The 24,201-nt window shown below is 46.4% G+C and carries 17 protein-coding genes; 7 read left to right on the top strand and 10 right to left on the bottom strand.

Features of this window, described 5'->3' with window-relative positions; all coding sequences use genetic code 11:
• The first annotated feature begins 184 nt into the window (after positions 1 to 184).
• Positions 185 to 1,285, top strand: coding sequence for a Fic family protein (locus tag IM792_RS14680; protein WP_194102639.1), 1,101 nt, complete (start codon positions 185 to 187; stop codon positions 1,283 to 1,285).
• A 96-nt stretch (positions 1,286 to 1,381) separates the two neighbouring features.
• Here IM792_RS14680 and IM792_RS14675 read toward each other — a convergent pair whose 3' ends face one another.
• Complete coding sequence (locus IM792_RS14675; protein ID WP_194102638.1) at positions 1,382 to 3,322, bottom strand: beta-N-acetylglucosaminidase domain-containing protein; 1,941 nt, start codon at positions 3,320 to 3,322, stop codon at positions 1,382 to 1,384.
• Between the two features lie 373 nt (positions 3,323 to 3,695).
• Between IM792_RS14675 and IM792_RS14670 the strand changes: the two genes are divergently transcribed.
• Complete coding sequence (locus IM792_RS14670; protein ID WP_194102637.1) at positions 3,696 to 6,089, top strand: ABC transporter permease; 2,394 nt, start codon at positions 3,696 to 3,698, stop codon at positions 6,087 to 6,089.
• 116 nt (positions 6,090 to 6,205) lie between these two features.
• Here IM792_RS14670 and IM792_RS14665 read toward each other — a convergent pair whose 3' ends face one another.
• On the bottom strand, positions 6,206 to 6,829 hold the full coding sequence (locus IM792_RS14665) for a hypothetical protein (RefSeq protein ID WP_194102636.1): 624 nt from the start codon (positions 6,827 to 6,829) through the stop codon (positions 6,206 to 6,208).
• 140 nt (positions 6,830 to 6,969) lie between these two features.
• Here IM792_RS14665 and rmuC point away from each other — a divergent pair, with 140 nt between their 5' ends.
• The 3 genes from rmuC (at position 6,970) to IM792_RS14650 (ending at position 11,579) form a co-directional block, all read left to right on the top strand.
• Positions 6,970 to 8,334 (top strand): DNA recombination protein RmuC, encoded by a 1,365-nt coding sequence (gene rmuC / locus IM792_RS14660; protein WP_194102703.1) that lies wholly within the window; start codon positions 6,970 to 6,972, stop codon positions 8,332 to 8,334.
• 60 nt (positions 8,335 to 8,394) lie between these two features.
• A complete protein-coding gene (locus IM792_RS14655) occupies positions 8,395 to 9,975 on the top strand; it encodes a M1 family metallopeptidase (protein ID WP_194102635.1) in 1,581 nt (526 codons plus the stop codon).
• A 65-nt stretch (positions 9,976 to 10,040) separates the two neighbouring features.
• Entirely contained in the window at positions 10,041 to 11,579 is a 1,539-nt protein-coding gene (locus tag IM792_RS14650) for a YifB family Mg chelatase-like AAA ATPase (protein ID WP_194102634.1), read from the top strand.
• A 67-nt stretch (positions 11,580 to 11,646) separates the two neighbouring features.
• On the opposite strand, the gene IM792_RS14645 is transcribed toward IM792_RS14650, so the two are convergent.
• The 7 genes from IM792_RS14645 to IM792_RS14615 all read right to left on the bottom strand — a co-directional run bounded on the left by IM792_RS14645 (position 11,647) and on the right by IM792_RS14615 (position 18,251).
• Positions 11,647 to 11,988, bottom strand: a complete 342-nt coding sequence (locus tag IM792_RS14645) for a DUF4348 domain-containing protein (protein WP_194102633.1) — start codon at positions 11,986 to 11,988, stop codon at positions 11,647 to 11,649.
• A gap of 157 nt (positions 11,989 to 12,145) precedes the next feature.
• Entirely contained in the window at positions 12,146 to 13,384 is a 1,239-nt protein-coding gene (locus tag IM792_RS14640) for a PP2C family protein-serine/threonine phosphatase (RefSeq protein WP_194102632.1), read from the bottom strand.
• Positions 13,385 to 13,428: 44 nt separating this feature from the next.
• Positions 13,429 to 14,640, bottom strand: coding sequence for an ABC transporter permease (locus tag IM792_RS14635; RefSeq protein WP_228085123.1), 1,212 nt, complete (start codon positions 14,638 to 14,640; stop codon positions 13,429 to 13,431).
• Between the two features lie 11 nt (positions 14,641 to 14,651).
• Entirely contained in the window at positions 14,652 to 15,002 is a 351-nt protein-coding gene (locus IM792_RS14630) for a carboxymuconolactone decarboxylase family protein (protein WP_194102631.1), read from the bottom strand.
• Between the two features lie 29 nt (positions 15,003 to 15,031).
• Entirely contained in the window at positions 15,032 to 15,760 is a 729-nt protein-coding gene (locus IM792_RS14625; protein WP_194102630.1) for a copper homeostasis protein CutC, read from the bottom strand.
• 73 nt (positions 15,761 to 15,833) lie between these two features.
• A complete protein-coding gene (cydB, locus tag IM792_RS14620) occupies positions 15,834 to 16,868 on the bottom strand; it encodes a cytochrome d ubiquinol oxidase subunit II (RefSeq protein WP_194102629.1) in 1,035 nt (344 codons plus the stop codon).
• A gap of 12 nt (positions 16,869 to 16,880) precedes the next feature.
• On the bottom strand, positions 16,881 to 18,251 hold the full coding sequence (locus IM792_RS14615; protein WP_194102628.1) for a cytochrome ubiquinol oxidase subunit I: 1,371 nt from the start codon (positions 18,249 to 18,251) through the stop codon (positions 16,881 to 16,883).
• A 370-nt stretch (positions 18,252 to 18,621) separates the two neighbouring features.
• Here IM792_RS14615 and IM792_RS14610 point away from each other — a divergent pair, with 370 nt between their 5' ends.
• Positions 18,622 to 19,263, top strand: a complete 642-nt coding sequence (locus tag IM792_RS14610) for a phosphatase PAP2 family protein (protein ID WP_194102627.1) — start codon at positions 18,622 to 18,624, stop codon at positions 19,261 to 19,263.
• On the opposite strand, the gene IM792_RS14605 is transcribed toward IM792_RS14610, so the two are convergent.
• A complete protein-coding gene (locus IM792_RS14605; RefSeq protein WP_194102626.1) occupies positions 19,260 to 22,154 on the bottom strand; it encodes a DEAD/DEAH box helicase in 2,895 nt (964 codons plus the stop codon). The two genes, IM792_RS14610 and IM792_RS14605, sit on opposite strands and share 4 nt — an antisense overlap.
• 275 nt (positions 22,155 to 22,429) lie before the next feature.
• Here IM792_RS14605 and aspS point away from each other — a divergent pair, with 275 nt between their 5' ends.
• Entirely contained in the window at positions 22,430 to 24,175 is a 1,746-nt protein-coding gene (gene aspS / locus IM792_RS14600; protein WP_194102625.1) for an aspartate--tRNA ligase, read from the top strand.
• Positions 24,176 to 24,201: the final 26 nt, after the last annotated feature.

The following is a 24,201-nucleotide window of genomic DNA, read 5'->3' as shown; positions in this document are numbered from 1 at the left end:
CACAAAAATAATCATGAGCATCTACTAATCAGTAGATGCTTTTTTTATGCTCATTTCAACCGTTTATTTTGAGGTCGAGCAATTCCTTAGATATGTTTATGTAACTACATGCGGAGAATACAAAGCATATTCTCCGCAAATTTGCGGAGAATAATAGATATATTTACTGCATAGACCATAACTCATGTATATACATCAATTAAAAAGTTGGCCATCTTTTACGTGGGATACTGAAGCCATATTTGTTCGTTTGGGGGAAGTAAGACATCGGCAGGGGCAAATTTTAGGAATGATGAGTTCAGTAGGTTTTAAACTCAAGGAAAACACACTGTTAGATACGCTGACGCTGGATGTTACCAAATCCAGTGAGATAGAAGGAGAAAAATTAAATAGTGACCAGGTGAGGTCTTCCATAGCCCGAAGATTAGGTATCGAAATAGCAGGCGCTGTACCCGCTGATCGGAACGTAGATGGCGTAGTAGAGATGATGCTGGATGCGACTCAGAAATATACTGATGATTTAACAGCAGATCGCTTATTTGATTGGCATGCTGCTCTATTCCCAACGGGAAGAAGCGGTATGCATAAGATTACTGTCGCAGACTGGCGCAGTCCCGAGGCTGGACCTATGCAGGTTGTATCGGGTGCCATGGGTAAGGAAAAAGTTCATTTTGAAGCACCCGAGGCAGAGCGGCTATCTGCTGAAATGGATATGTTTTTACAATGGCTCAATACTGAAACTAATACTGATGCGGTGTTGAAAGCAGCCATAGCGCATTTATGGTTTGTAACTATACATCCATTTGACGATGGTAATGGTCGTATAACGCGGGCTATTACCGACATGTTGCTCGCACGGGCGGATGGAACATCACAGCGGTTCTACAGCATGTCTGCACAGATTATGAGGGAAAAAGCGGCTTATTATCAAATACTCGAAGCAACGCAAAAGGGTAGCCTGGATATTACACCTTGGATTAAGTGGTTCTTAGACTGCCTTTATTTTGCTATGGAGCATACTGAAGAAACATTATCGGCCGTTGCGATGAGAACCCGTTTTTGGGATAAACATAGAGAAACTGTATTTAATAGCCGCCAGCAACAGATGATCACCTCCTTATTGGATGAGTTTTATGGAAAGCTAACCAGTAGCAAGTGGGCTAAGATGACAAAGAGTTCTCCCGACACTGCGTTAAGAGATATTCAGGATCTGATAGAGAAAGGCATATTGGAGAAAGAAACAGGCGGAGGTCGAAGTACATCTTATCGGATCGTAGAATTGTAGAATGTTATATTTGATGTACTTGAATGATATTCTCCACAAAAAAAGCCCGGACATTTTCCGGGCTTTTCTTTTTTTATCTCGTCGCTGTTAAGATCATTATTCAACAGCTATCAATTTCGGGGCATCAGCTACAAAAGTATCTAATACGCCATCGGCAATTTTTATCGGGCCATCAAAGCGGGTTGCGCCTTTAATGGATTGGATCGCCGCGGCTTCGGCAGCCAGTTTTTTGGCTGTGGCAAAGTAACGTATAGCGGCCGGACTGCTTTGGTCGGCGGCGTTAAGGCCTGCGGCGGTTAGCTGTAAGGCTCTGCCCCATAATTGCAGGGCATCCAACCACGGGCGTGCTTCCTGCGCGAAAGCCGGGTCAACAACGCCCGAACGGATAACATCTGATGCAGCGGCCAAATCATCAGCACATTTTACCAGATTGGCAATGGCTTGTTTGCGGGTGGCTGCATCGCCGCCGGCAATGGCTTCGCGCACGGCATCAAGCGTGGCTTTCAGGCGCGGGGCCTGCTCCTGCCAAGGCTGGTTGCCAAAAGTTGGCGCTATGTGCTGCGTATCAAAAAAGGTAAGCAGGGCGGCGGTAGTGCGTTGATCGCCACCGGCCAGTTCACGTGCCGAAAAATGCCAGGTGCGGTTAGCATCATAAGCCTTATCATTCCAGGCAAAGGCCACAACACCGGTCACAGCCGGGCGACTTGCAGCTTCCTGATTCATCGGGTTAGATAGAATGCCGCTTAAACCTTCAGCTAATCCCGCTTCGCGGCGGGTGTAGGGTGCAAGCAGTAGGCGGCCGGTGGTTTGGGCATAGTCGTTAACCGGGTAGTTATCCCACAACAATGTTTTACGGCCGAAAGCCTTTGTTGCCGCCTGGGCATCTGTAGTGGCTATGGCTGGTGGCACCACGTCGGTGCCGGTCCATTGTACCACTATCTTAGGATCGAGGTGTTTGCGCAGGGATGCCTTGTAGGGACTTTCCTTAGCATCGTAATACTCGGTAGGTACCATAATGAGGGGCTGAGCCTTTGGGTCGTGCGCGTTAAGGCTTGCCTGCACCGCGTTCAGGAATTTGGCTTGCGCCACACCCGCCGCTTCGGCGCCTGGCTCGCCAAAGGCGGCTTTATCCTTATCGCAATTCCATTTGGTATATTCTATATCATCAAGGGCTACATAAAAGTTGTGTACCCCTATCGAACGTAATGCTTCGAACTTACGCTCTATCAGTTTCAGCTCAGCAGGGTCAGAAAAACAAACCGTTGGTCCCGGTGATACAGCATAAACAAAGTTGATATGGTTACGCTGTGCCGTTGCTACCAGTTTGCCCAGCTCGGCAAGGGTGTTCTTCGGATAATCCTCGCGCCAGCGGTCGCGGGCATAAGGGTCGTCTTTAGGGCTGTATACATAAGTGTTGGCCTTAACACCGGCTAAAAAGTCGAGGTGTTTGCTGCGGTTCTCCATGGTCCACGGCGCGCCGTAAAAACCTTCAATGGTGCCACGTATAGGCATAGCCGGATGATCCTGAATTACCAATGCCGGAATAACCGAACGCTGTACCAACTGGCGCAGGGTTTGCACCGCGTGAAACAAGCCATCAGCATCGTGCCCCGCAAGGGTAATAATACCGCCGTTGCCCTTGGCTATGCTGGTTATGGTATACCCTTCGGTATGGTTATCTATAGCGGTGCCGCTTTGTTTTAGGGCATCGTTAACCGCTGCTGATTTAACTGTGCCAATTACTACATAAATACCATCAGTAACCGAAGGCAACTTTTGCGCCGTAGTAATAGTTTTTACCCCTGCCAATCTAAGGGCGGCACGTACCAGATCAACCGTACCGGTTTCGGTGCCGGGGGCAATTATCAGCGTGGTTGATCGGCCTAAAACCATGGCTCCCTTACCCAGCTCAATCGATTGCGGAGTTGGAAATAGCATAGGCAGCGTTACCGGTGCACCCGGAGTTTGCCCCATTTGCGCGAAGGATGTGCCAACACCCAGCATAAGCAGGGCTACACAAGTAAATAACTTATTCATTGATCGTTTTTAAAAAATATTAGCGTTAATAAACCATTATTTGGCCTATACCGGTAAACTATGCATCCCATTGAGGTTACAAACCGCTATTATAATACTTTTTTAGCTTAGCGCCGATGTTTTCGTACTAAAAAGCACGATCTTTAATGATAAACGATCGCTTTTTCGTGGAGAATTAATAATACTTATCGGCCAGTATAAAGCCTTGCCCGGCGGTACGTTATCGAACATAAATTGTTCGATAACGAACGCCTGATTATTTTTAATTTTATATAACTTATTGATTTTCATTGCGTTTTAACATTTGGCATTCGCTTGGTTAAAACATTGGTGAGTAACTGAGTAACATTATCACCCTTAAGCAAAACATCCTATGCTTAAAAATTATATTAAAATAGCCTGGCGCAACCTATTGAAAAATAAGGCGCATACCTTTATAAATGTAACCGGCCTTGCCGTGGGTATTGGCGTGGCCATGCTTATTGGTATATGGATATGGGATGAACTTAACTATGATAAGTATCACGATAATTATGATAACGTAGTTCAGGTACTACAGCATCAAACCATAAATGGCACAACGGGTACACAAAATGCCGTGCCGATGCCGTTAGGTACGCTTTTCAGGAGCGATTACAAAGATGTTTTTAAGAACGTAGCATTGGCCAGCTGGCCATCAAACTATACGGTAACCTTTGGCGATAAAAAGCTGTTGGCCCAGGGCAACTACATACAGGCCGAAATAACCGAGATACTGAGCCTCAAAATGGTTAAGGGTAATCGGGATGGGTTGAAAGATCCATCATCTATAATAATATCGCAGCGGCTGGCCAAATCCCTCTTTGGTGATGCAGACCCTATGTTTAAAATGCTGAAGCTTAACAACAAGTATGCTGTTAAGGTTAGCGGTGTTTATGAGGATATGCCATCGAATACCTCATTGCACGATCTGGAATTGATAGCCCCCTGGGATCTGTACATAACTACCGAGCCCTGGTTAAAAAGGGCGGCTACACAATGGGGTAATAACTCGTTCCAGGTATTCGCTCAACTTAAGGATGGGGTTGATGTTGATAAGTTTAACAAGCAGATAAAAAACATCAGGATGAAATACCTGAAAGAGCAGGGCGATCTGGTGGGTGCATCGTTCAAGCCGGCTGTTTTTCTGCATCCCATGAGCAAGTGGCATTTGTATTCGGAGTTTAAGGATGGCGTAAATACCGGCGGCAATATCCAGTTTGTTAAAATGTTTGGGCTGATAGGCATATTCGTGCTGCTGCTGGCCTGCATCAACTTCATGAACCTGAGCACCGCCCGTTCCGAAAAGCGGGCCAAAGAGGTAGGCATCCGCAAAACCGTAGGCTCACTGCGTGCCCAGCTGATCGTTCAGTTTTTGAGCGAGGCCATACTCATCAGCCTTATCGCTTTTATGTTTTCGCTGGTTATTGTAATGATGGTATTGCCCTGGTTTAACCTGGTTGCGGGTAAGCAATTAACGCTGCCATGGGCTAACCCGCTGTTTTGGATATTAAGTTTAGGCTTCAGCCTGTTTACCGGTTTGGTAGCGGGCAGTTATCCGGCATTTTACCTGTCGTCATTTCAGCCTGTTAAGGTGCTTAAGGGTACTTTTAAGGCAGGCCGGTTTGCGGCATTGCCCCGCAAGATATTGGTGGTGGCGCAGTTTACGGTGTCTGTAACGCTGATAATTGGCACCCTGGTAGTTTTCAGGCAGGTGCAATTCACTAAAGATCGCCCGGTTGGGTATGAGCGCACCGGCCTGGTACAGGTTTATATTTATACCGATGATATACATAAGCACTTTGATGCCGTGCGCGACGAGCTGATACAAAAGCATGTTATTACCGACATGGCCGAATCAATGAGCCCCATGACGAGTATTTTCAGCAACCAAAGCGGCTACAACTGGCGCGGCAAAACGGCAGCTATGCAGGATGATTTCGCTTTTATAACCGTAAGCCCTACCTATGGCCACACCGCGGGCTGGAAGATCATCGAAGGGCGCGATTTCATCCCGGGCAAGGCGTCGGACTCAACAGCTGTTATAATCAACGAGGCCTCGGCAAAATTCATGGGCTTTAAACATGCCGTGGGCGAAATTATCAGTAACGATGATGTAAAGCTCACCGTTATTGGCGTGGTTAAGGATATGATCATGACATCGCCATACCTCCCTGTAAAAACAGCCTTATTTGTGCCGATGAACTACCCGGGCAATATTATTATAAGGCTGAACCCTAAGATGGGTACGCATGACGCCCTGGCCGCTGTTGAAGCGAAGTTTAAGGAATATGATCCGGGTAGTCCGTTTGATTATAAGTTTACTGATGAGGAGTACGCCCAAAAATTCGCCACCGAGGAGCGTACCGGCAAACTGGCAGGCTTTTTCACCATACTGGCCATATTTATAAGCTGCATGGGCTTGTTCGGCATGGCATCATTCATGGCCGAGCAGCGCAGTAAGGAACTGGGCATCCGTAAGGTATTGGGCGCGACGGTATTTAACCTGTGGGTTTTAATGTCGACAGATTTTATATTGCTGGTAGTGATCTCGATAGCCATAGCCGTACCGATAGGCTATTACAACATGGGCGATTGGTTGCAGAAATACCAATACCACGCCGAACTATCATGGTGGATATTTGCCCTCACCGCCGCCGGTGCCATAAGCATTACTTTGCTAACGGTTAGTTACCAGAGCATAAAGGCGGCGCTTATTAATCCGGTTAAGAGTTTGAAGTCGGAGTGATGATTGAGTTAAACAATAGATTGTCTTTAATGGCGATAACTTAAAGACATTTCGTATCGGAATTAAAATCTTGTCTTTAGTAAAGATCTATGGCTTTGGCACCGAGTGGTATGTATTTATAGGTCGGAAAATTTCCTGTTTTTAAAATAGAAATCTTGGTATTTTGATTGAAAAACTATGAAATTATCAGTACGATCATCATCATGATCAAAGATGAATTCAAATTTGAAAGCCGATGTACAATAACTATTTATAATCTTAATTAGTTCAAGATGATGCAAAGCAGTATCGATATCATCATCGTCAAAGGAAGTGAATGAATATGGATTAATGTCATTTGCATCACTATGAGCATACTTTGAATCTCTATCTTTTAGAATTTTTTTAAAGAATACAGTTTCTCGGATTTCATCTATCTTTTTTATCACAATATCATGAGTTGGTTGAAAATTTGATCCAAAATGATATAATATCGCATGACTTAATTTTTCTAAACTGGCCAAGTGTTGACTACTTTCCCCTTTTTTCTTTGCTTCGAAAAGTTTGGTATATTCAAGGACAAATACATAATGTAATGCCCGGGCATATTTCACTAAAGGGCCATGTTCTATAAGCTTCACCTCTGCATGATTAAGCCTCTCTTTTGACAAAATTCTTATTTCATTAATCGCATCATACGTTCGATGCAAGCATATTTGCACATAGTCGAAATTTCTTATGTTGGGCTTGGAGAAACTCATGGTGAATAAGGTTTAAATATTATTGAAAAAGGTAATATGATTTCTATTGCTTGATGGATTCCATTCAAGTTTGTGCTCAAATTAGCAATATCTTTTTAAAAATTTGCTACCTTCGTTTTGCTAATATTTTTATCAAAATGATGCCTGTTGTTTTAGTTGTTGTTGCCGTTGTTATTTTGCTTGTGGCGGTGTTGCTGTTTATTAAAAAGCCCAAGGTTGATGTTATCAGTACTGATGAATTGGTGCGCCTTAAAAACGAGGTGGATGCCCTACGCGTAGCCTTAGCCAAAGCCGAAGAAAAAGCCATAGGCCTGGCCACCGAAAAGGAAAATATAACCCTGTTTTTACGTGAAGAAAAAGATCGCCTGGCCGCTGAGCTGGTGAAGGAGCGCGAAAAACTGGCACAGGCCAATCAATCGTTAGAGAGCGCACGCTCATACTTTAAGGCGCAGCAGGAAAAATTACAGGAGCAAAAATCAGACATTGAGCAAACCCGCCAGCATTTTCAGCGTGAGTTTGAGAACGTGGCTGAAAAGCTGCTGAAAGAAAAATCAAAGGAATTTATCGACGTAAATAAAAACAACCTCGACCATATACTGGGGCCGCTAAAGGAGAACCTGAAGGTGTTTGAGGAAAAGGTTGATAAGGTTTATAACATGGAAGCCGCCGAGCGTAATACCCTTAAAGGTGTTATTACCCAACTGATGGAACTTAACCGCCAGATAAGCGACGAAGCCCAAAACCTGACTAAAGCCCTGAAAGGCGATAACAAGCGCCAGGGCAACTGGGGCGAGGTGATACTGGAGCGCGTGCTGGAGCGTTCGGGACTGGTGAAGGATCAGGAATACCGCATGCAGGCCAGCATGACCACCACCGAAAATACCCGTCTGCAACCCGACGTGGTGATCGACCTGCCGGACGAAAAACACCTGATCATCGACTCTAAGGTATCACTGGTTGCATACGAGCGCTTGGTGAACAGCGAGAGCGAGGAAGAACGCAAGCTGTACTCAAAGGCGCATATCGAATCCATCAGGAGCCATGTGCACAACCTGTCGTCAAAAAACTATCACGATCTGTACCAGATCAACTCGCCCGATTTTGTGTTGCTGTTCATCCCTATCGAATCATCGTTCAGCATAGCCGTGCAGATAGATGCCGAGTTGTTTAGTGATGCCTGGGATAAGCGTGTGGTGATTGTGAGCCCATCAACCCTGCTGGCTACGCTGCGCACCATTGCCAGCATGTGGAAACAGGAGCGCCAAAACCGTAACGTATTGGAAATTGCACGCCTGAGCGGCGAGATGTACGATAAGTTTGTAGGCTTTGTAACCGATATGGAAAGCATCGGCAAAAACATAAAGCAAAGCCAGGATGCTTATGATAAGGCCCTGAACAAACTGGCCGATGGTCGTGGTAACCTCACCATCACTGCCGAAAAGATCAAGAAACTGGGCGCCAAGGCCAATAAGCAGATAGATCAGAAATACATAGGCGAGGAATAGTGCCCGATGAATTTATATATGTAAATTGATATGCTTATTATTACCGCTATTAATTGCCCCATGTATAAATACCTACTCCCAATAGCGCTGCTTTGCGGTAGCGTACAACTCAAAGCCCAGATGCCCGGTTCGGCTGTTGATGTGCAGCATTACACGTTCAACATCACCCTGAGCGACCAAACCGACGAGATAAAAGGCCGTGCCGATGTACAGTTGGCCTTATGCCGCGATGTAAATTCAATAACGCTCGATCTGGATGGTAAGACAGCTACGGGTAAAGGTATGCAGGTACTCGGCGTTACCGAGGGCGCCAAAAAGCTACCCTATGTACATGCTGATGGTAAGCTGGTGATAAAAACCACAGCCAAATCAGGCACAAATCATATGTATCGCATTATCTACAACGGTATACCTGCCGATGGGCTCATCATCTCCCAAAACAAATATGGCGACCGTACCTTTTTCGGCGATAACTGGCTGCGCCGTGCGCGTAAGTGGTTGCCTTGTGTTGATGATGTGGCCGATAAGGCCGGTGTAGATTTTATTGTTACCGCGCCAGCCCATTACAGCGTTGTAGCCAATGGTTTAAAGCTAAGCGAAAAGCAAAGCGGAAGTAACAAAACTACCCACTGGCACGAGGATGTACCCGTATCAACCAAGGTAATGGTTATCGGCGTGGCCGATTTCGCCATCAGCACGCCCGAGTTTGTGAACCAGGTACCCGTAAATGCCTACACCTTTAAACAGGATAAGGCCAACGGATTTAAGGCGTACTCCTGCGCGCCAGAGATACTGAATTTCTATAACCAGCAGATAGGCCCGTATGCTTATAAAAAACTGGCCAACGTGCAATCAAAAACCATTTTTGGTGGTATGGAGAACGCCAGCAATATTTTTTACTACGAAAATTCGGTGAACGATAAGGCCATTGAAGCACTGGTGGCACACGAGGTTGCCCACCAATGGTTTGGCGATGCCGCTACCGAAAGTGCCGTAGCCCATGTTTGGCTGAGCGAGGGCTTCGCTACCTATTTTACGCATTATTATCACGAGCATAAGTACGGCGCGGATAGTTTGCGCAAGCGCATGATAACCGACCGCACGGGTATATTCGCCTTTGAAAAGGAGCGCCTTACCCCTGTGGTTGATACTACGACCGAGAAGGCCGACATCAACCTGCTTAACACTAACAGCTACCAAAAGGCAAGCTGGGTGCTGCACATGCTACGCCACCAATTGGGCGATGCCGCCTTTATAAAAGGTATACGCACATACTACAGCACCTACAAAAACGGCAATGCCGGTACCGAAAACTTCCGTACGGTGATGGAAAAGGCAGGCAACCAAAACCTGGAACGGTTTTTTAAGCAGTGGCTGTACACGGCAAGTCACCCCAGGTTGCGCATCAGTTACGAAACTGATAAAACCAATCATGGCATTCACCTGCATATTGAGCAGTTGCAGCCGCAGGTTTATCAACTTAAGGTCGATCTAAAAATAGGCAGCACCAACTTTACCGCCGAAATGAAAGACAAAGCACTCGACCTCAACATTGCCGCGCCAACGCAAGCGGGTGAACTGATCGTTGACCCGAATGTGAATTTACTGGCCGATTACGAAATTGTAAATAAGGATAAATAACTTTGACAACAACACTGGTGTAACAACCAGCTATATATTTGCATACCTAAAATCTTAATAAATACGTGTTGGTTAAAACTTTCGGCAGCTCGGTATATGGCATTCAGGCCATCACTATCACCGTTGAGGTGAACATTGCACCGGGTACAAAATACTTTATTGTGGGTCTGCCCGATAACGCGGTTAAGGAGAGCTATTACCGCATTGAATCGGCCCTGAAAAACTGCGGCTATAAAATGCCGCGCCAGCAGGTGGTAGTTAACATGGCTCCGGCCGATATCCGCAAGGAAGGTTCGGCGTATGATATGACCATTGCTACGGCCATCTTAGCGGCCTCGGGCCAGATAGAAACTGAGGAGTTGGATAAATACCTGATCATGGGTGAGCTATCGCTCGATGGTGGTTTGCAACCCATAAAGGGTGCTTTGCCTATCGCCATTCAGGCACGTAAGGAGGGCTTTAAGGGTTTCATCCTGCCTAAACAAAACGCCCGTGAGGCAGCCATTGTAAACGAACTTGAAGTTTACGGCGTGGAGAACATACGTGAGGTTGCCAATTTTTTTAATGGCGATGAGCAGCTAAAGCGTGAGGTAGTAAATACCCGCGAGGAATTCTACGATAGCCTGAGCAATTACGACAGCGATTTTAGCGACGTACGTGGCCAGGAAAATATTAAACGCGCCCTCGAAATAGCCGCGGCAGGCGGGCATAATGTGATACTGATCGGTCCGCCGGGGGCGGGTAAAACCATGCTGGCCAAAAGGCTGCCATCCATACTGCCGCCATTAACCCTGCACGAATCGCTCGAAACTACCAAGATACACTCGGTAGCGGGCAAACTTTCGGCTGCCGACGCGCTGGTAACAGCAAGGCCGTTCCGTTCGCCACACCATACCGTGAGTGATGTGGCTTTGGTTGGCGGCGGTGGCAACCCACAGCCGGGCGAAATATCGCTGGCGCATAATGGCGTATTGTTTCTGGACGAATTGCCTGAGTTTAAGCGCAGCGTATTGGAGGTAATGCGCCAGCCTTTGGAGGAACGACGTATCACCATATCGCGCGCCAAATTCACGGTTGATTACCCATCAAGCTTTATGCTGATAGCCAGCATGAACCCATGCCCTTGCGGTTATTATAATCACCCCGAAAAGGAATGTGTTTGCCCGCCCGGAACGGTACAGAAATACATGAGCAAAATATCGGGTCCGTTGCTGGACAGGATAGACCTGCATGTGGAAGTTACGCCGGTGAATTTCAACGAACTGGCCTCAGATCGCCTGGCTGAAAAAAGCGGGGACATCCGCGAACGGGTTATTAAAGCCCGCGACAGGCAGATAGAGCGCTTTGGCAGCAAACCCGATCTGCATGCTAACGCGCAGATGAGTCCGCAAATGGTGCGTGATATATGTAAGATTGATGCCGCCGGACAAAACCTGCTTAAAAAAGCGATGGAGAAACTCGGCCTTTCGGCACGTGCGTATGACCGTATACTGAAAGTAGCGCGCACCATTGCCGACCTTGCAGGCAGCGAAGAAATACATTTGGAGCATTTAGCCGAAGCCATCCACTTCCGTAGTTTGGACAGGGAAGGCTGGGCCGGGTGATCTATTGAGCTGAATATTTATTGAATTATGTATTACAAATATGCTGTAGTGCATAATTCAATATGCATCAGGTAGAGCCATCTGTTGTTTTTATAAGCCACCACAAACCTTTCCTTTTCTCAAAATGATATATCACGTGTACGCCGGTATCTTCAATGGCCAATACTACATCGACCCTGTCATTAGATACCTTTGATTTTTTAGTGATAAGTTTTTTGATCGTATCAAAATTGCTGAATTTCCAATCACTTCTGTTGGTGTGCTCAACCGTTTCCTCATCATGCGATATATAAACTGATTTTAGCGGGAATACAATTCTTGAAAGCTGTGTTGAAGATTGTGTTTTGAATTTTTTAAAGAACAGATCAAAATCTTCGTCAATGTAGGTTTTGCTGTCTGCCGTAAACAAATGCTTGTTTGTATAATGATTGGAACGAAGTCCGCTTTCAACAGCATCTAATAATGGGTTGACTATGCATAGCAAAAAATTAAGAAGCAGTATCGGTTTCAAGATGATTGTTATAAGGTAAGGTTAGTATACTATCGTGTAAAGAGCCGGTAATAATCTATTTAAACTTCAAGGTCAGCACCGTAATATCATCTATCGGTTTGGCCTTTACGTGGTGATCAACGTGGTGAAGTATGGCCTGGTTGAATTTCTCGGCTGATAGTTTGCCGTGTTTTTTTACAGTGGATAGCAAGCGATCTTCGTTCCATATTTTCGCTGTTTCTATTTCCCGGTCAAGCAAGCCGTCGGTATAATTAAATATCAGCGAACCGGGTTCTATCTGCATTTCACCGGGATTAATAAAGGGCAATTCATCAAATGCGCCAATAATGGTGGTACCTGCCTTAAGTAGCGTAGCCTCGCCATTGAGATACAGTATGGCCGGGTTATGCCCCGCGTTAACATAAGTGAGCTTACGTGTTTCGTGGTTGTATATGGCGATGAACAGCGTGATGAATTTTTCGCCTTTGGTATTACGCAAAACTATCTGGTTAAGCTTTTCTACAATAGCCGCCAAGTCATCCTCAACCGATACCCATGCACGCAAACTGGCCTGAAAGTTAGCCATCAGTAAGGCCGCCGATATTCCCTTGCCCGATACATCGGCAATACACCACAAGTATTCGTGATCGTTCACCTGCACAAAGTCAAAGTAATCGCCGCCAACGTTTTGGTGAGGCAGATAGCGGGCACTAAGGTCAATATGATCATCGGTGTATGATTGTACCGGTATCAGCATATTCTGCATCTCGGCGGCAAGCTCCATCTCCCGTTGAAAACGCTCAGATTCCAGTCGCTCCTTAAACAATTTTTTATTCTCCAATGCCACCAATACCACGTTGATAATGGTTTGCATAAAGTTAAGGTCGTTACTCACCATATCATCAGGCGAGTTAAAATCGCCGATAAGGGCATAGGCAATAGCCTTATTTTTTTGATAGATGGGTATAAAGTAATCGTATTTTGCAAGTACCGGGTGCACAATGCCTTCGAGCGAGGCGGGTTCTTTTATCTTTTTAAGATGCTTGCAGGCTTTATATAATTCGCCGGTAGGCTCAAAGGTTCCTCCATATTTTGATATGCAGATGTAGTTATTGCCCTCGGCTATTAAAAAGCGCAACTTGCCTATTTGCAGGTAATTACGGCAAATTACCTCCAGCATTTGGATGAGTACCGGGGTGGCTATATTTTTATTTATGGCCCTGGTAAGCTCCAATAACGAATTTAGCTCCGATTGCCTTTTAAGCAGTAATCGGATCAATTCATCTTCGCCTGAATTTGTTTCGTTTGGCGGCATGTTAGTGTCACGAGGGTGTAAGGCTAAAATATAAAATATATGTATTATATACGTATATTCTGCGATTTAATATCAAAGGCATCCCGTAAGCCTGTAGTTAGCAGGTTAAAAGCGAAAACCGTGAGCATAATAGCCAACCCGGGGATGATGGCCAGGTAAGCGGCATCCATCACAATATAGCCATAATGCTCCTTGATCATACCGCCCCAGGTAGGCATGGGCGGCTGCGCACCAAAGCCCAAAAAACTCAGCCCCGACTCCAGCAAAATAGCCGAGGCGAAGTTGGATGCCGCGATAACCAGCACCGGGCCCGATATGTTGGGCAGTATATGTTTGATGATAATACGCCTGTGCGAAAAGCCCAGCGCTCGGGCGGCCTCCACATATTCTAAACGTTTAACGGCCAGTACCTGTCCGCGTACCAGGCGCGCTACCTCTACCCACATGGATAAGCCCACGGCCACAAATATTTGCCACATGCCCTTACCCAGTGCGAAAGATATGGCGATAACCAGCAGCAACGCCGGTAACGACCATAAAATATTCATCACCCAGCTTAGTACGGCATCAACCCAACCGCCAAAATAACCTGCCGCGGCACCAATCAATACACCGATGATGAGGCTGATGAGCACTGCCAAAAAACCTACCGCCAATGATACCCGCGCGCCTAAAATAGCACGGCTCAGCACATCACGACCGTAAATATCACTGCCTAAAATAAACGTGCGGGTTATAATTTGCCTGCCGGATATTTCATCACTTACGCGTTTGTAAATGGCATCGCCCGCGTTAACCTGTTGCTGTTTGCCATTTGGCAGCACGAAATTTACAAGCCCATTCTTGTAAACCGGTTTTTGCCCCGTGTACACCTCAAAAATATTGTAGGCATGCTTTTCGGGCGCATCCTCATCGCCAATGTATTCATCCACATAAATGGAATCAGCCTTAAAATGATAGCCCGTTATGGGTACCTCACGGTAGGCATCGGGCTGGCCAAATATCATCTTGCTGAAAATATTGACCGTATCAACCCTCTCGGCTTTTTTAATACGCAGCAGCATAAAGCCCGCGCCCGGGTGTTTCACACTCAACTGTACCGACATGTTGTTGGCCAGCGGTGTATCATCGGGCATAATTAAATAGCCCAAAGTAGCGGCAACAATACTCAGCAAAATAAACACAAGCCCACCCGCGGCAAGCTTGTTTTGCCTGAACATGGCCCATACGCGCGATGTGGTTTTGCTGCCGGTCAATTGATGGCGGGTTAAACGGTTGCTTCGTTCAGTTCATCCCAGTACTCAACCGCGCGGCGGTAATGCGGTATCACGATTGACCCACCTACCAGGTTGGCTATCATGAATATTTCGTTCATTTCGTCGTGCTTTACGCCAGCCTCATGGCATTTGCCGAGGTGGTATTTAATACAATCATCGCAACGCAATACCATTGATGCTACCAGGCCAAGCATCTCCTTGGTTTTAACATCAAGCGCGCCATCAGCATACGTAGTGGTATCTAAGGCGAAAAAGCGTTTTATATTGGTGTTGGCCGTATCCATTATACGGTCGTTCATTTTGGTACGATAGTCGTTAAAATCGTCGATAAGCTTTCCCATATCGTTGTTTATGTATATAGATCAAAAAATTAATTGTTGTTCAAAACAGCTACCATGCGGGCAACTTCGGCTTCGTTAGCGATGTATACATTACCATAATCGCTTATTTGTGTATTGATATACGTAAGCGGATTTTCGGCCACCATACGTGCCGAGGAATGATACTCGGTAGCGTTGCTTTCTTCTATCAATTTTTGCAGGTTTACTGATTTTACCCCTGCGCCCGGCATAATGATGATGCGCCCGGCAGCCTGTTCAACCAGTTTGCCCAGCAACTCACCCGCATCCGGCGCGGCGCTGGCTTGCCCTGATGTAAGCACACGCTCGCATCCGCAGGCAATAATATCTTCAAGAGCCTTGAATGGATCGGGCGTGCCATCAAAGGCGCGGTTGCAGGTAACACCCAGCGGACCGGCCCATTCAACAATACGTTTAAGCCATTCGGTATCAATTTCGGCACCAATGGTTTGCGTACCTACTGATATACCGTTGCAGCCTAATTCCTTGCAAATTTCTATATCCTTTTTGATGATGGCATACTCCTCATCGCTATAATAATAGTTGCCTGACCGTGGCCTTATGATAGGATAAATATCGATACCAACACTTTCGCGCGCCTGCCTGATAGTGCCATAGCTGGGCGTAGTGCCACCCTCAATAGGGTTATCGCAAAGCTCAACCCGTGCTGCTCCCGCACGCTCGGCAATTACGCACGATTGTGCATTGAACGCGCATACTTCCAGTATTCTTTTAGTCATGAGATAGAGATGTTTTTCAATGACTAAAGATAGTGGTTTTGGTATAGGTGTACTGTCAAAAAAATAGGTGGCCTCAATAGCTCATCTCATCCAGCTCCACCTTGCCCTTAAACGTCATGAAAACAAAGGTGGTGTAACCTGCCACCAGTGGTACGCCAATGGCGGCTACGGTGAGCATGATGCCCAACGTTTTTTGTGACGATGCGGCATTGTAAACCGTGAGGTGATAGGCCGCGCTTTGTTTGGAGAGCAGCATATTAGGGTATAGCTCCATAGCTACCAGCACCATCAACAGGCTTATAGTTACGGCTGATGATATAAAGGCGAACATGTACTTGCGCTTGGTAATTTGCCGGGTGATGTTGGCGATGGCCAGCACCATCAGCACCGGTACAAAAAACAGCTCGGGGTAGCGGCGTATCACGGCGGCCATGTGTGGCAGGTATAGCAGGGTATAGAACGAGGTAAGCAGTATCATTATCACAAAGAAAATGGTAGTGTTACGCACCATCATGGTAAGCTTGGTGTACATACGGTTCTCGGTTTTCATTACCAGGTAAATAGAGCCGTGCATCATTAGCAGGGCCAGGGTGGTAACACCGGTAAGCAAAGCGTAGGGGTTTAAAAACTCGGTAAAGCTGCCTCGAAAAACATGATCAGCCCCCATGTTGATGCCCTGGGTTACGTTGCCTAATATTATCCCCAATAAAAAAGCTATCAGCGCGCTTGATATGGAGTAGCTTACATCCCACATCTTACGCCACCAGGCCATGGGCTCCTTGCTCCTGAACTCGATGGATATCGCCCTGAAAATAATGGCTACCAAAAACAGCATAAAGGGTATATAAAATGCCGAAAGCATGGTAGCATAAACTTCGGGAAAGCCCGCGAACAACGCCCCGCCGCCAATAACTATCCACACCTCGTTGCCATCCCATACGGGGCCAATGGCGTTGAGGGCAATGCGGCGGCTTTCCTCTTTGTTAAAGAAAAGGTGCAGCGCCCCTGCTCCCAGGTCGAAACCATCCAGAATAATATAGCCTGTAAATACAGCCCCTATCAGCAGGAACCACCAGGTTTGATAATCGATACCTATAAATGTTGCCATGTTGTTAAGGTGTTAAAGTGAATCGGCCATTTCAATGTGCCGCGGACTATGATCAATGTTATGATTATCGTAAGGCCCATGTTTTATTTTTTTGTTTAACAGGTAGATGAACAGGATGAACAATATCACATACACCACCGTAAATAATATAAGCGAGAACAGTATCTGCTCGGCGCTTACCGCTTGCGATAGCGCTTTTGATGTGCGCAGCAAACCGTACACAACCCAGGGCTGGCGACCAACTTCGGCACTGTACCAGCCTACCTGGTTGGCTATTTGCGGCAGCAAAACCGAGAAGGAGAATATATACAGCAACCATCGTTTTTCAAACAAAGTACCACGCCACCATAAAAACGAGGCATACAGGGTAAGCGCTATCAAAAACATACCGATAGCCACCATAAGGTGATAGGTTTGAAAAACAAAATTCACCGCGCCGGGTCTGTCCTCGGGTTTAAAGTTGTTGAGGCCGGTAACCGGGGTTTTAAAATCGCCTTTGGTTAAAAAGCTTAGGCCGCCGGGTATAGCTATGCCTTTGGTTTGATTGTTCTTTTGATCCACATAGCCAAACAGATACATGTCGGCAGCCTTGGTGCCATCGTAATGCCCTTCTAAAGCGGCCAGTTTAGCGGGCTGATATTCTGCTACCACCTCGGCCGAGCTATGGCCTACCGCCAACTGTGCTAATGAAAAAAAGGTAGCCACCGCCAATGCAATTTTGAATGATATGCGGGCAAAATGCGTATGCCGGTTACGCAGCAAATAAAACGCGCTGATGCTTAATACTAAAAATGCCCCTGCTAAAAACGAGCCTATCCAAACATGCGTTAGGCGCGATACTGATGACGGGTTGAATACCATCGCCCAAAAATCAGTTATTTCGGCGCGGGCGTTAAGACCGGTGCCAACAATATGGTAGCCCGCCGGGGTTTGCTGCCACGAATTGGCCACCACTATCCATACGGCCGAGAACATGGAACCCAGCGTTACCATCACCGTTGAAAAGAAGTGAACGCCGGGGCGCACCTTATTCCACCCGAACAGCAGAATACCTAAAAAGCCCGACTCCAATGCGAAGGCGAAGATACCCTCGGCAGCCAGCGCGCTGCCAAAAACATCGCCCACATATTTGGAGTATACCGCCCAGTTGGTACCAAACTCAAACTCCATTACAATGCCCGTAGCCACGCCAATACCGAATATGAGCGCGAAGATCCTTACGTAAAAGCGCGCCATTTGTTCGTACAATTTACGGCCAGTTTTCAGGTATAATCCTTCCATAATGGTCATGATCAAACCGAGGCCAATACTAAGCGGCGGATAGATGTAATGGAATGCTATGGTGAAAGCAAATTGAATGCGGGCTAATATTTCAACATTCATAATGTGTTTATTTTGAGGGTGATGCTGCCAGCAAATGTCGTTACTGTAAGCTTTGGTTTGATAAACTTACAACCGCAAAATACTATTTAGAAAGTATACGAATAAATAATTGTCCCTAATTAAAATTGATATTGTAACAAAAATATTGTATAATAATGGGCTCTACGTAAAACAAATCAAAACCCACGGCGTTATTAATACAGTTGATAAAACGGAGCCGTCCGGGTGTTTTCACTCTCACTGCTTACTTTTATCAATTTAAATTTGTTTACTCAGTATTCGTTAAATATTGAGGTCAGTTAATAGTTAATTAGAAAATGTCAGATACGCGAGGTATCTGACATTTTTTTTGTAATTTTTTATCCTAACTATGCTCAAACGCCGCCAACGCATACTTACTGCTACCCTTACCGGCCTTATAGCCGGCTTTTTTCTGCTATCGGCCCTGGTGGTCCAATTTCCGCAAAATAAGCTCGACCGTGAATTTTCTGAAGAAGTGCAGGAGCACCGTATGCCTATACTTGATGTGCTGATGAAGCTGGTAAGCTACCCCGGTTACGCTTGGATATCAGTTACCATGTGCGCTGTTATAGCGGTTATATTTTTAGCATTCAAGTATAAAAAGGAAGCATTGTTTACCATGCTCACCCTACTTTCGGGCGTAGTAAGCACCATTATCAAAGCAGCGGTTAACCGGCCAAGGCCATCAACAGATATTGTGCAGGTGATAGAAAAAACCGTACAGCAAAGCTTCCCCAGCGGGCACACGCAGTTTTATGTGGTGTTTTTTGGTTTTATTACGATAGTGATGCTCACCCGCCTCTCCATCCCGGCGGCATTGCGTGTGCCTGTTATCCTGATATCGCTGGCATTTATCCTTATCATTCCGTTCTCGCGCATTTACCTGGGCGCGCATTGGTTTACTGATGTTTTAGGCGGATTTATTTCGGGGCTGATATGCCTTTGGGCGCTGGCCTGGTTTTACCTGCGCAAGCGTGGCGACGCGGTTTAACCCAATATCTCCTTAATATCATCAGCCGAAAGCGATTTGATAAAGCTTTCTTCGGTGGTAATCAATGAGCGGGCAACACTCAGCTTGCGGTTTTGCAGGGCCAGTATTTTCTCCTCCACGGTATCCTTAGTGATGAACTTGTAGATGAACACATTTTTGGTTTGGCCGATGCGGTGCGTACGGTCAATAGCCTGTTGCTCAACAGCCGGGTTCCACCACGGGTCGAGGATGAAAACGTAATCGGCCTGTGTAAGGTTCAAGCCCACACCTCCTGCTTTTATCGAGATCAAGAACACGCGTGTTTTTTCATCCTCCTGGAAACGCTTTACCACATCGCCGCGGTTTTGGGTGCTACCGTCAAGGTAAACGTGCGATACGCCCTCCTTTACCAGATGCTCGCGGTACAGGGCCAGTTGCTTAACAAATTGCGAGAATATAAGCACCTTATGCCCGCCATCCAACACATTCGTCAACGTATGTACCACATTCTCGAACTTGCCCGAATCGCCCTCGTAATCCTGATCGATCATAATAGGGTGGTTGGCTATCTGCCTTAGCTTGATCAGGCCTTGCAATACCTGTATCTGCTGCTTGGCGTAGGTGCCGTCCTCAATACTCTTAAGTAGCTCGTTGCGGTATTCTGATTTAATTTTTTCGTACACCTCGGCCTGTTCCTCGCTCATTTTGCAATAGAAAAGGTTTTCGGTTTTTGGCGGCAATTCCGTCGCCACCTGCTCCTTGGTGCGGCGCATTACAAACGGCTTTATCAGGGCTTGCAGTCGGCGGGCTTTTTCCTCGTCCTTCTTCTTTTCTATCGGCGTAACAAACTCGTTCTGAAAAAACTGTTGCGTGCCCAGCAGACCGGGATTAATGAACGACATTTGCGTCCACAGGTCGTTAACCGAATTCTCTACCGGCGTACCGCTCAATATCAGCCTGAAACGTGATTTTAGCTGCTTAACCGCCTGGTACGATTTTGATGACGGATTTTTAATGTTCTGGCTCTCATCCAATATAATGTAATCAAAGAAATAGCTTTTGAACATCTCAATATCAATACGACTGATGCCGTACGTGGTCACCACCACATCGTAATTCTTAAACACCTCCGGCGATTTATAGCGGAACGTGCCCGTATGCACCATCAGCCTAAGCTTGGGGGCAAACTTGCGCGCCTCGTTAAGCCAGTTATATATCAGCGAGGTAGGCATGATCAGCAGCGATGTGCTGTGCCCGCCTTCGGCCTCGGTATCTTCTTTATGCTTTTGCAGCAGGGCCAGCGTTTGTATGGTTTTACCTAAACCCATATCATCCGCCAAACATCCACCAAAATGGAAATCTTTTAAAAAATGGAACCAGTTATAGCCCGCCTTTTGGTATGGGCGCAGTACACCGGCAAAGTCAACCGGCATGGGTACATCCTCCAGCGCCTCAAAATCATTAAGGCGTTGCAGTTTACGTGTCATGGCCAGGCCGGCCATTTCGCCGTCGGCAAGCTCGCTAACCAGGCCCAGGTGATGCCGGCGCAGTTTCAAGTCCTCGCCACCCTCGCTAAAGTGCAGCAGGTTGCCATATTGCGAAAACCATTTTTCGGGTATCACCGCAATCTCGCCTGATGGCAGTATGAATTCGCGCTTATGGTTAAGTATATGGTTTTTTAGTTCGATGAACGGAATGCGGTATGGCCCAAAGTAAACCACGGCATTAATATCAAACCAATCGTTATTCTCCTTTATTTCCAGATCGATCTTGGTATTGCCGAAAATGTAGCGCTTTTGCCCTTCGGGCTGCTCTATCTCAAATCCCTCGGCGGTCAGCTCGTCGTGATATTGGTTAAGCCACTCAAATACAGAGAACGTTTGGTCGGCATCGTCATCGCTTTGCGTCACCTCAAGGTTTTGGAATAAGGATGATGCGGTTTTAAGCCCTTTACTTTCAAGCAGCGCCATCTTATTGCGCTCCCACGTAGTTGAGCGCTTTATACGGTGAAAGATGTAATCGTCGCCATTTTTTTCAATACGTACCGACACATGCCTGCCATCCCCGTAAGGGAAAACATAACCTGCATATTTAAAATACAGTTGCAGCTGCGAAGTACCGCCCTCTACATAAATAGGCTTAAGCACGGGGCGGGCATCATACTTTTCGGTATTGATGGTAAAGCCCTCGGCATAAACATTTTGCTTTTCGATAAGTGGAGCCACAAAGCGCTCAAAGTACGATTGCTCCGAAGCGCGCGGAATGGCGATATAGCGCTTATTTAAAAATGGTTGCAGCTTTTTACCCTCAATATCCTTATCAAAATAATACAAGGTATCATCCAGCAGCATCCAGGCCGGGTGGTTACAAATAATCTCGGCATTTTTGAACATGAACTCGATACGCATACCCTGGTACTTAATGGTAGGGAAGTAACGTATCTCGGTATCATCGCGCCTAAAGTGGAACAGTACCGATGCCGGTTCGCCTGCTATATTCAGCTCACGCTCGGCAGGGTAGCCCTCCTTGCTCATCAAAAAGATGTTTTTGCTGCGCAGCAGGTTTAGCGCCTCGGCCATCCGTTTCTCTATTTTGGGGCGAATGGTATCAAAAAACTGTTCGTTAAATATCTTGGCAAAAAACTCAAAGGGGCGTATCGGCTTTTTGTAGTAGCGCTTAATAATGTTGCCCTGCTCCATCTCCTCCAAAAGCTTGATCAGCTTCAGGTCGGTTTCATCAATACAATTATTGAATTCCTGCGCGGTATTACTAAAAAGGCGTTGATGGGTTAGCGAGAATTCGCCGTTGGGGTTAAGCTGAACAATGTGCGGCTCAATAACATAGCCCAAATACTCATGCCGGGCAATGGCATAAATAATTTTGCAGGGCTTAGTGCTGTCTACGCGTAACATTGATCTTTTAGGCTAAAAATTAATGCAAGCTATAACAACAAAAAATTCAAACGTAAACAGAATTTTGCTGATTTCGAAGTTTTAGGAATGTTTTTTTAATGATTAATGAAAAATAATTGAAAATGACTGAGATAATTAAAAAGTGATTAAGATTTAACAGCCCACATCTGGCTGTTGGTGTGCCTACTACGCCACAGCTATTGTACTGATACTGAAAAACCTTTTGGCTTTCGGGGCAAAAATGTACTTTTGCTCACTTTAAATAAATACGGGCTATGCTTAGAACACATACTTGCGGCGAATTAAATATCAGTAGTTTAGGCCAAACAGTAACCCTTTGCGGATGGGTACAAAAATCGCGCGATTTGGGTGGAACAACCTTTATTGATGTGCGCGACCGTTTTGGTTTAACCCAGCTGATACTCAATGTTGATACTGATGCCCAACTGCGCGAAAAAGCCCGCAGCCTTGGTCGTGAGTTTGTGATAAAGGTTACCGGCAAGGTGCTTGAGCGTACCAGCAAAAACCCTAAGATACTTACCGGCGATATTGAAATTGCCGTTGAGGAATTAGAGATACTGAATGCCGCCAAAATACCTCCGTTTTTAATTGAGGATGAAACAGACGGTGGCGAGGAGCTGCGTGCTAAATACCGTTACCTTGATTTGCGCCGTAACCCTATACGCCAAAACCTGATGCTGCGCCACCGCATGGGCCAGGAGGTGCGTAAGTATCTGGACGCGAAAGGCTTTATGGAAGTTGAAACCCCGGTGTTAATTAAATCGACCCCGGAAGGCGCGCGCGATTTTGTGGTGCCAAGCCGCATGAACCCGGGCGAGTTTTACGCCCTGCCGCAATCACCGCAAACATTTAAGCAATTGTTGATGGTGAGCGGTTTCGACCGTTATTTCCAGATCGTAAAATGTTTTCGCGATGAGGACTTGCGTGCCGACCGTCAGCCGGAATTTACACAGATTGACTGCGAACTTTCATTTGTTGAGCAGGAAGATATATTGAACATTTTTGAAGGCCTAACCCGCCATTTGTTCAGCGAGGTAAAAGGCATTACGCTGGATACCTTCCCGCGTATGCAATACTCGGATGCCATGCGTTTGTACGGTTCAGATAAACCTGATGTGCGTTTTGGTATGCAATTCGTTGAATTGAATGATGTGGTTAAGGGCAAAAACTTCGCCATTTTTGATAATGCCGAGCTGGTTGTTGGTATCAACGCCAAAGGCTGCGCGGGCTATACCCGTAAGCAGGTTGACGAGCTGACCGACTGGTTAAAACGCCCGCAAATTGGTGCTACCGGCTTGGTATACTGCCGTTATAATACTGATGGTACGCTAAAATCATCAGTTGATAAGTTTTATAACGAGGATGAGCTGACCAACTGGGCAGCCGCATTTGAGGCCGAAGCCGGCGACTTAATGCTGGTACTTGCAGGCCCTGCCGATAAAGTGCGTAAACAACTGAATGAGCTTCGCCTTGAAATGGGTGGCCGCTTAGGTTTACGCGATAAGGATAAATTCGCTCCGCTTTGGGTGGTTGATTTCCCGCTGTTGGAGTGGGATGAGGAAAGCAGCCGTTACCACGCCATGCACCACCCGTTCACCTCTCCAAAACCGGAAGATATCGCCCTGTTAGATACCGATCCGGGCAATGTACGCGCCAACGCTTACGATCTGGTGATCAACGGTACCGAAATAGGTGGTGGGTCTATCCGTATCCACGAAAAAACGTTACAATCGCTGATGTTCAAACACCTGGGTTTCTCGGCCGAGGAAGCGCAAAAGCAATTCGGCTTTTTGCTGGATGCCTTTGAATATGGCGCCCCTCCGCATGGTGGTATCGCTTTTGGTTTTGACAGGTTGTGCTCTATCTTCGCCGGTCTGGATTCCATCCGCGACGTGATCGCCTTCCCTAAAAACAACTCAGGCCGTGATGTAATGATCGATTCTCCGTCAACCATAGCACCCGAGCAAATGAAGGAATTAAGCATAACCACCACAATTTAATATAGCCCTGTAGCGTTTTGCTGCAA

The sequence above is a fragment of the Mucilaginibacter sp. JRF genome, from assembly GCF_015223065.1.
In the GTDB taxonomy this organism is placed as follows: domain Bacteria; phylum Bacteroidota; class Bacteroidia; order Sphingobacteriales; family Sphingobacteriaceae; genus Mucilaginibacter.
The sequence above is the reverse complement of the archived record's forward strand: the minus strand, read 5'-3'. Positions and strand labels throughout refer to the sequence as shown.

Bases quoted from the DNA above. Each gene is read 5' to 3' on its own strand.
- IM792_RS14680 (WP_194102639.1), top strand. From the start codon at position 185: ATGTATATACATCAATTAAAAAGTTGGCCATCTTTTACGTGGGATACT.
- IM792_RS14675 (WP_194102638.1), bottom strand. From the start codon at position 3,322: ATGAATAAGTTATTTACTTGTGTAGCCCTGCTTATGCTGGGTGTTGGC.
- IM792_RS14670 (WP_194102637.1), top strand. From the start codon at position 3,696: ATGCTTAAAAATTATATTAAAATAGCCTGGCGCAACCTATTGAAAAAT.
- IM792_RS14665 (WP_194102636.1), bottom strand. From the start codon at position 6,829: ATGAGTTTCTCCAAGCCCAACATAAGAAATTTCGACTATGTGCAAATA.
- rmuC (WP_194102703.1), top strand. From the start codon at position 6,970: ATGCCTGTTGTTTTAGTTGTTGTTGCCGTTGTTATTTTGCTTGTGGCG.
- IM792_RS14655 (WP_194102635.1), top strand. From the start codon at position 8,395: ATGTATAAATACCTACTCCCAATAGCGCTGCTTTGCGGTAGCGTACAA.
- IM792_RS14640 (WP_194102632.1), bottom strand. From the start codon at position 13,384: ATGCCGCCAAACGAAACAAATTCAGGCGAAGATGAATTGATCCGATTA.
- IM792_RS14630 (WP_194102631.1), bottom strand. From the start codon at position 15,002: ATGGGAAAGCTTATCGACGATTTTAACGACTATCGTACCAAAATGAAC.
- IM792_RS14625 (WP_194102630.1), bottom strand. From the start codon at position 15,760: ATGACTAAAAGAATACTGGAAGTATGCGCGTTCAATGCACAATCGTGC.
- cydB (WP_194102629.1), bottom strand. From the start codon at position 16,868: ATGGCAACATTTATAGGTATCGATTATCAAACCTGGTGGTTCCTGCTG.
- IM792_RS14615 (WP_194102628.1), bottom strand. From the start codon at position 18,251: ATGAATGTTGAAATATTAGCCCGCATTCAATTTGCTTTCACCATAGCA.
- IM792_RS14610 (WP_194102627.1), top strand. From the start codon at position 18,622: ATGCTCAAACGCCGCCAACGCATACTTACTGCTACCCTTACCGGCCTT.
- IM792_RS14605 (WP_194102626.1), bottom strand. From the start codon at position 22,154: ATGTTACGCGTAGACAGCACTAAGCCCTGCAAAATTATTTATGCCATT.
- aspS (WP_194102625.1), top strand. From the start codon at position 22,430: ATGCTTAGAACACATACTTGCGGCGAATTAAATATCAGTAGTTTAGGC.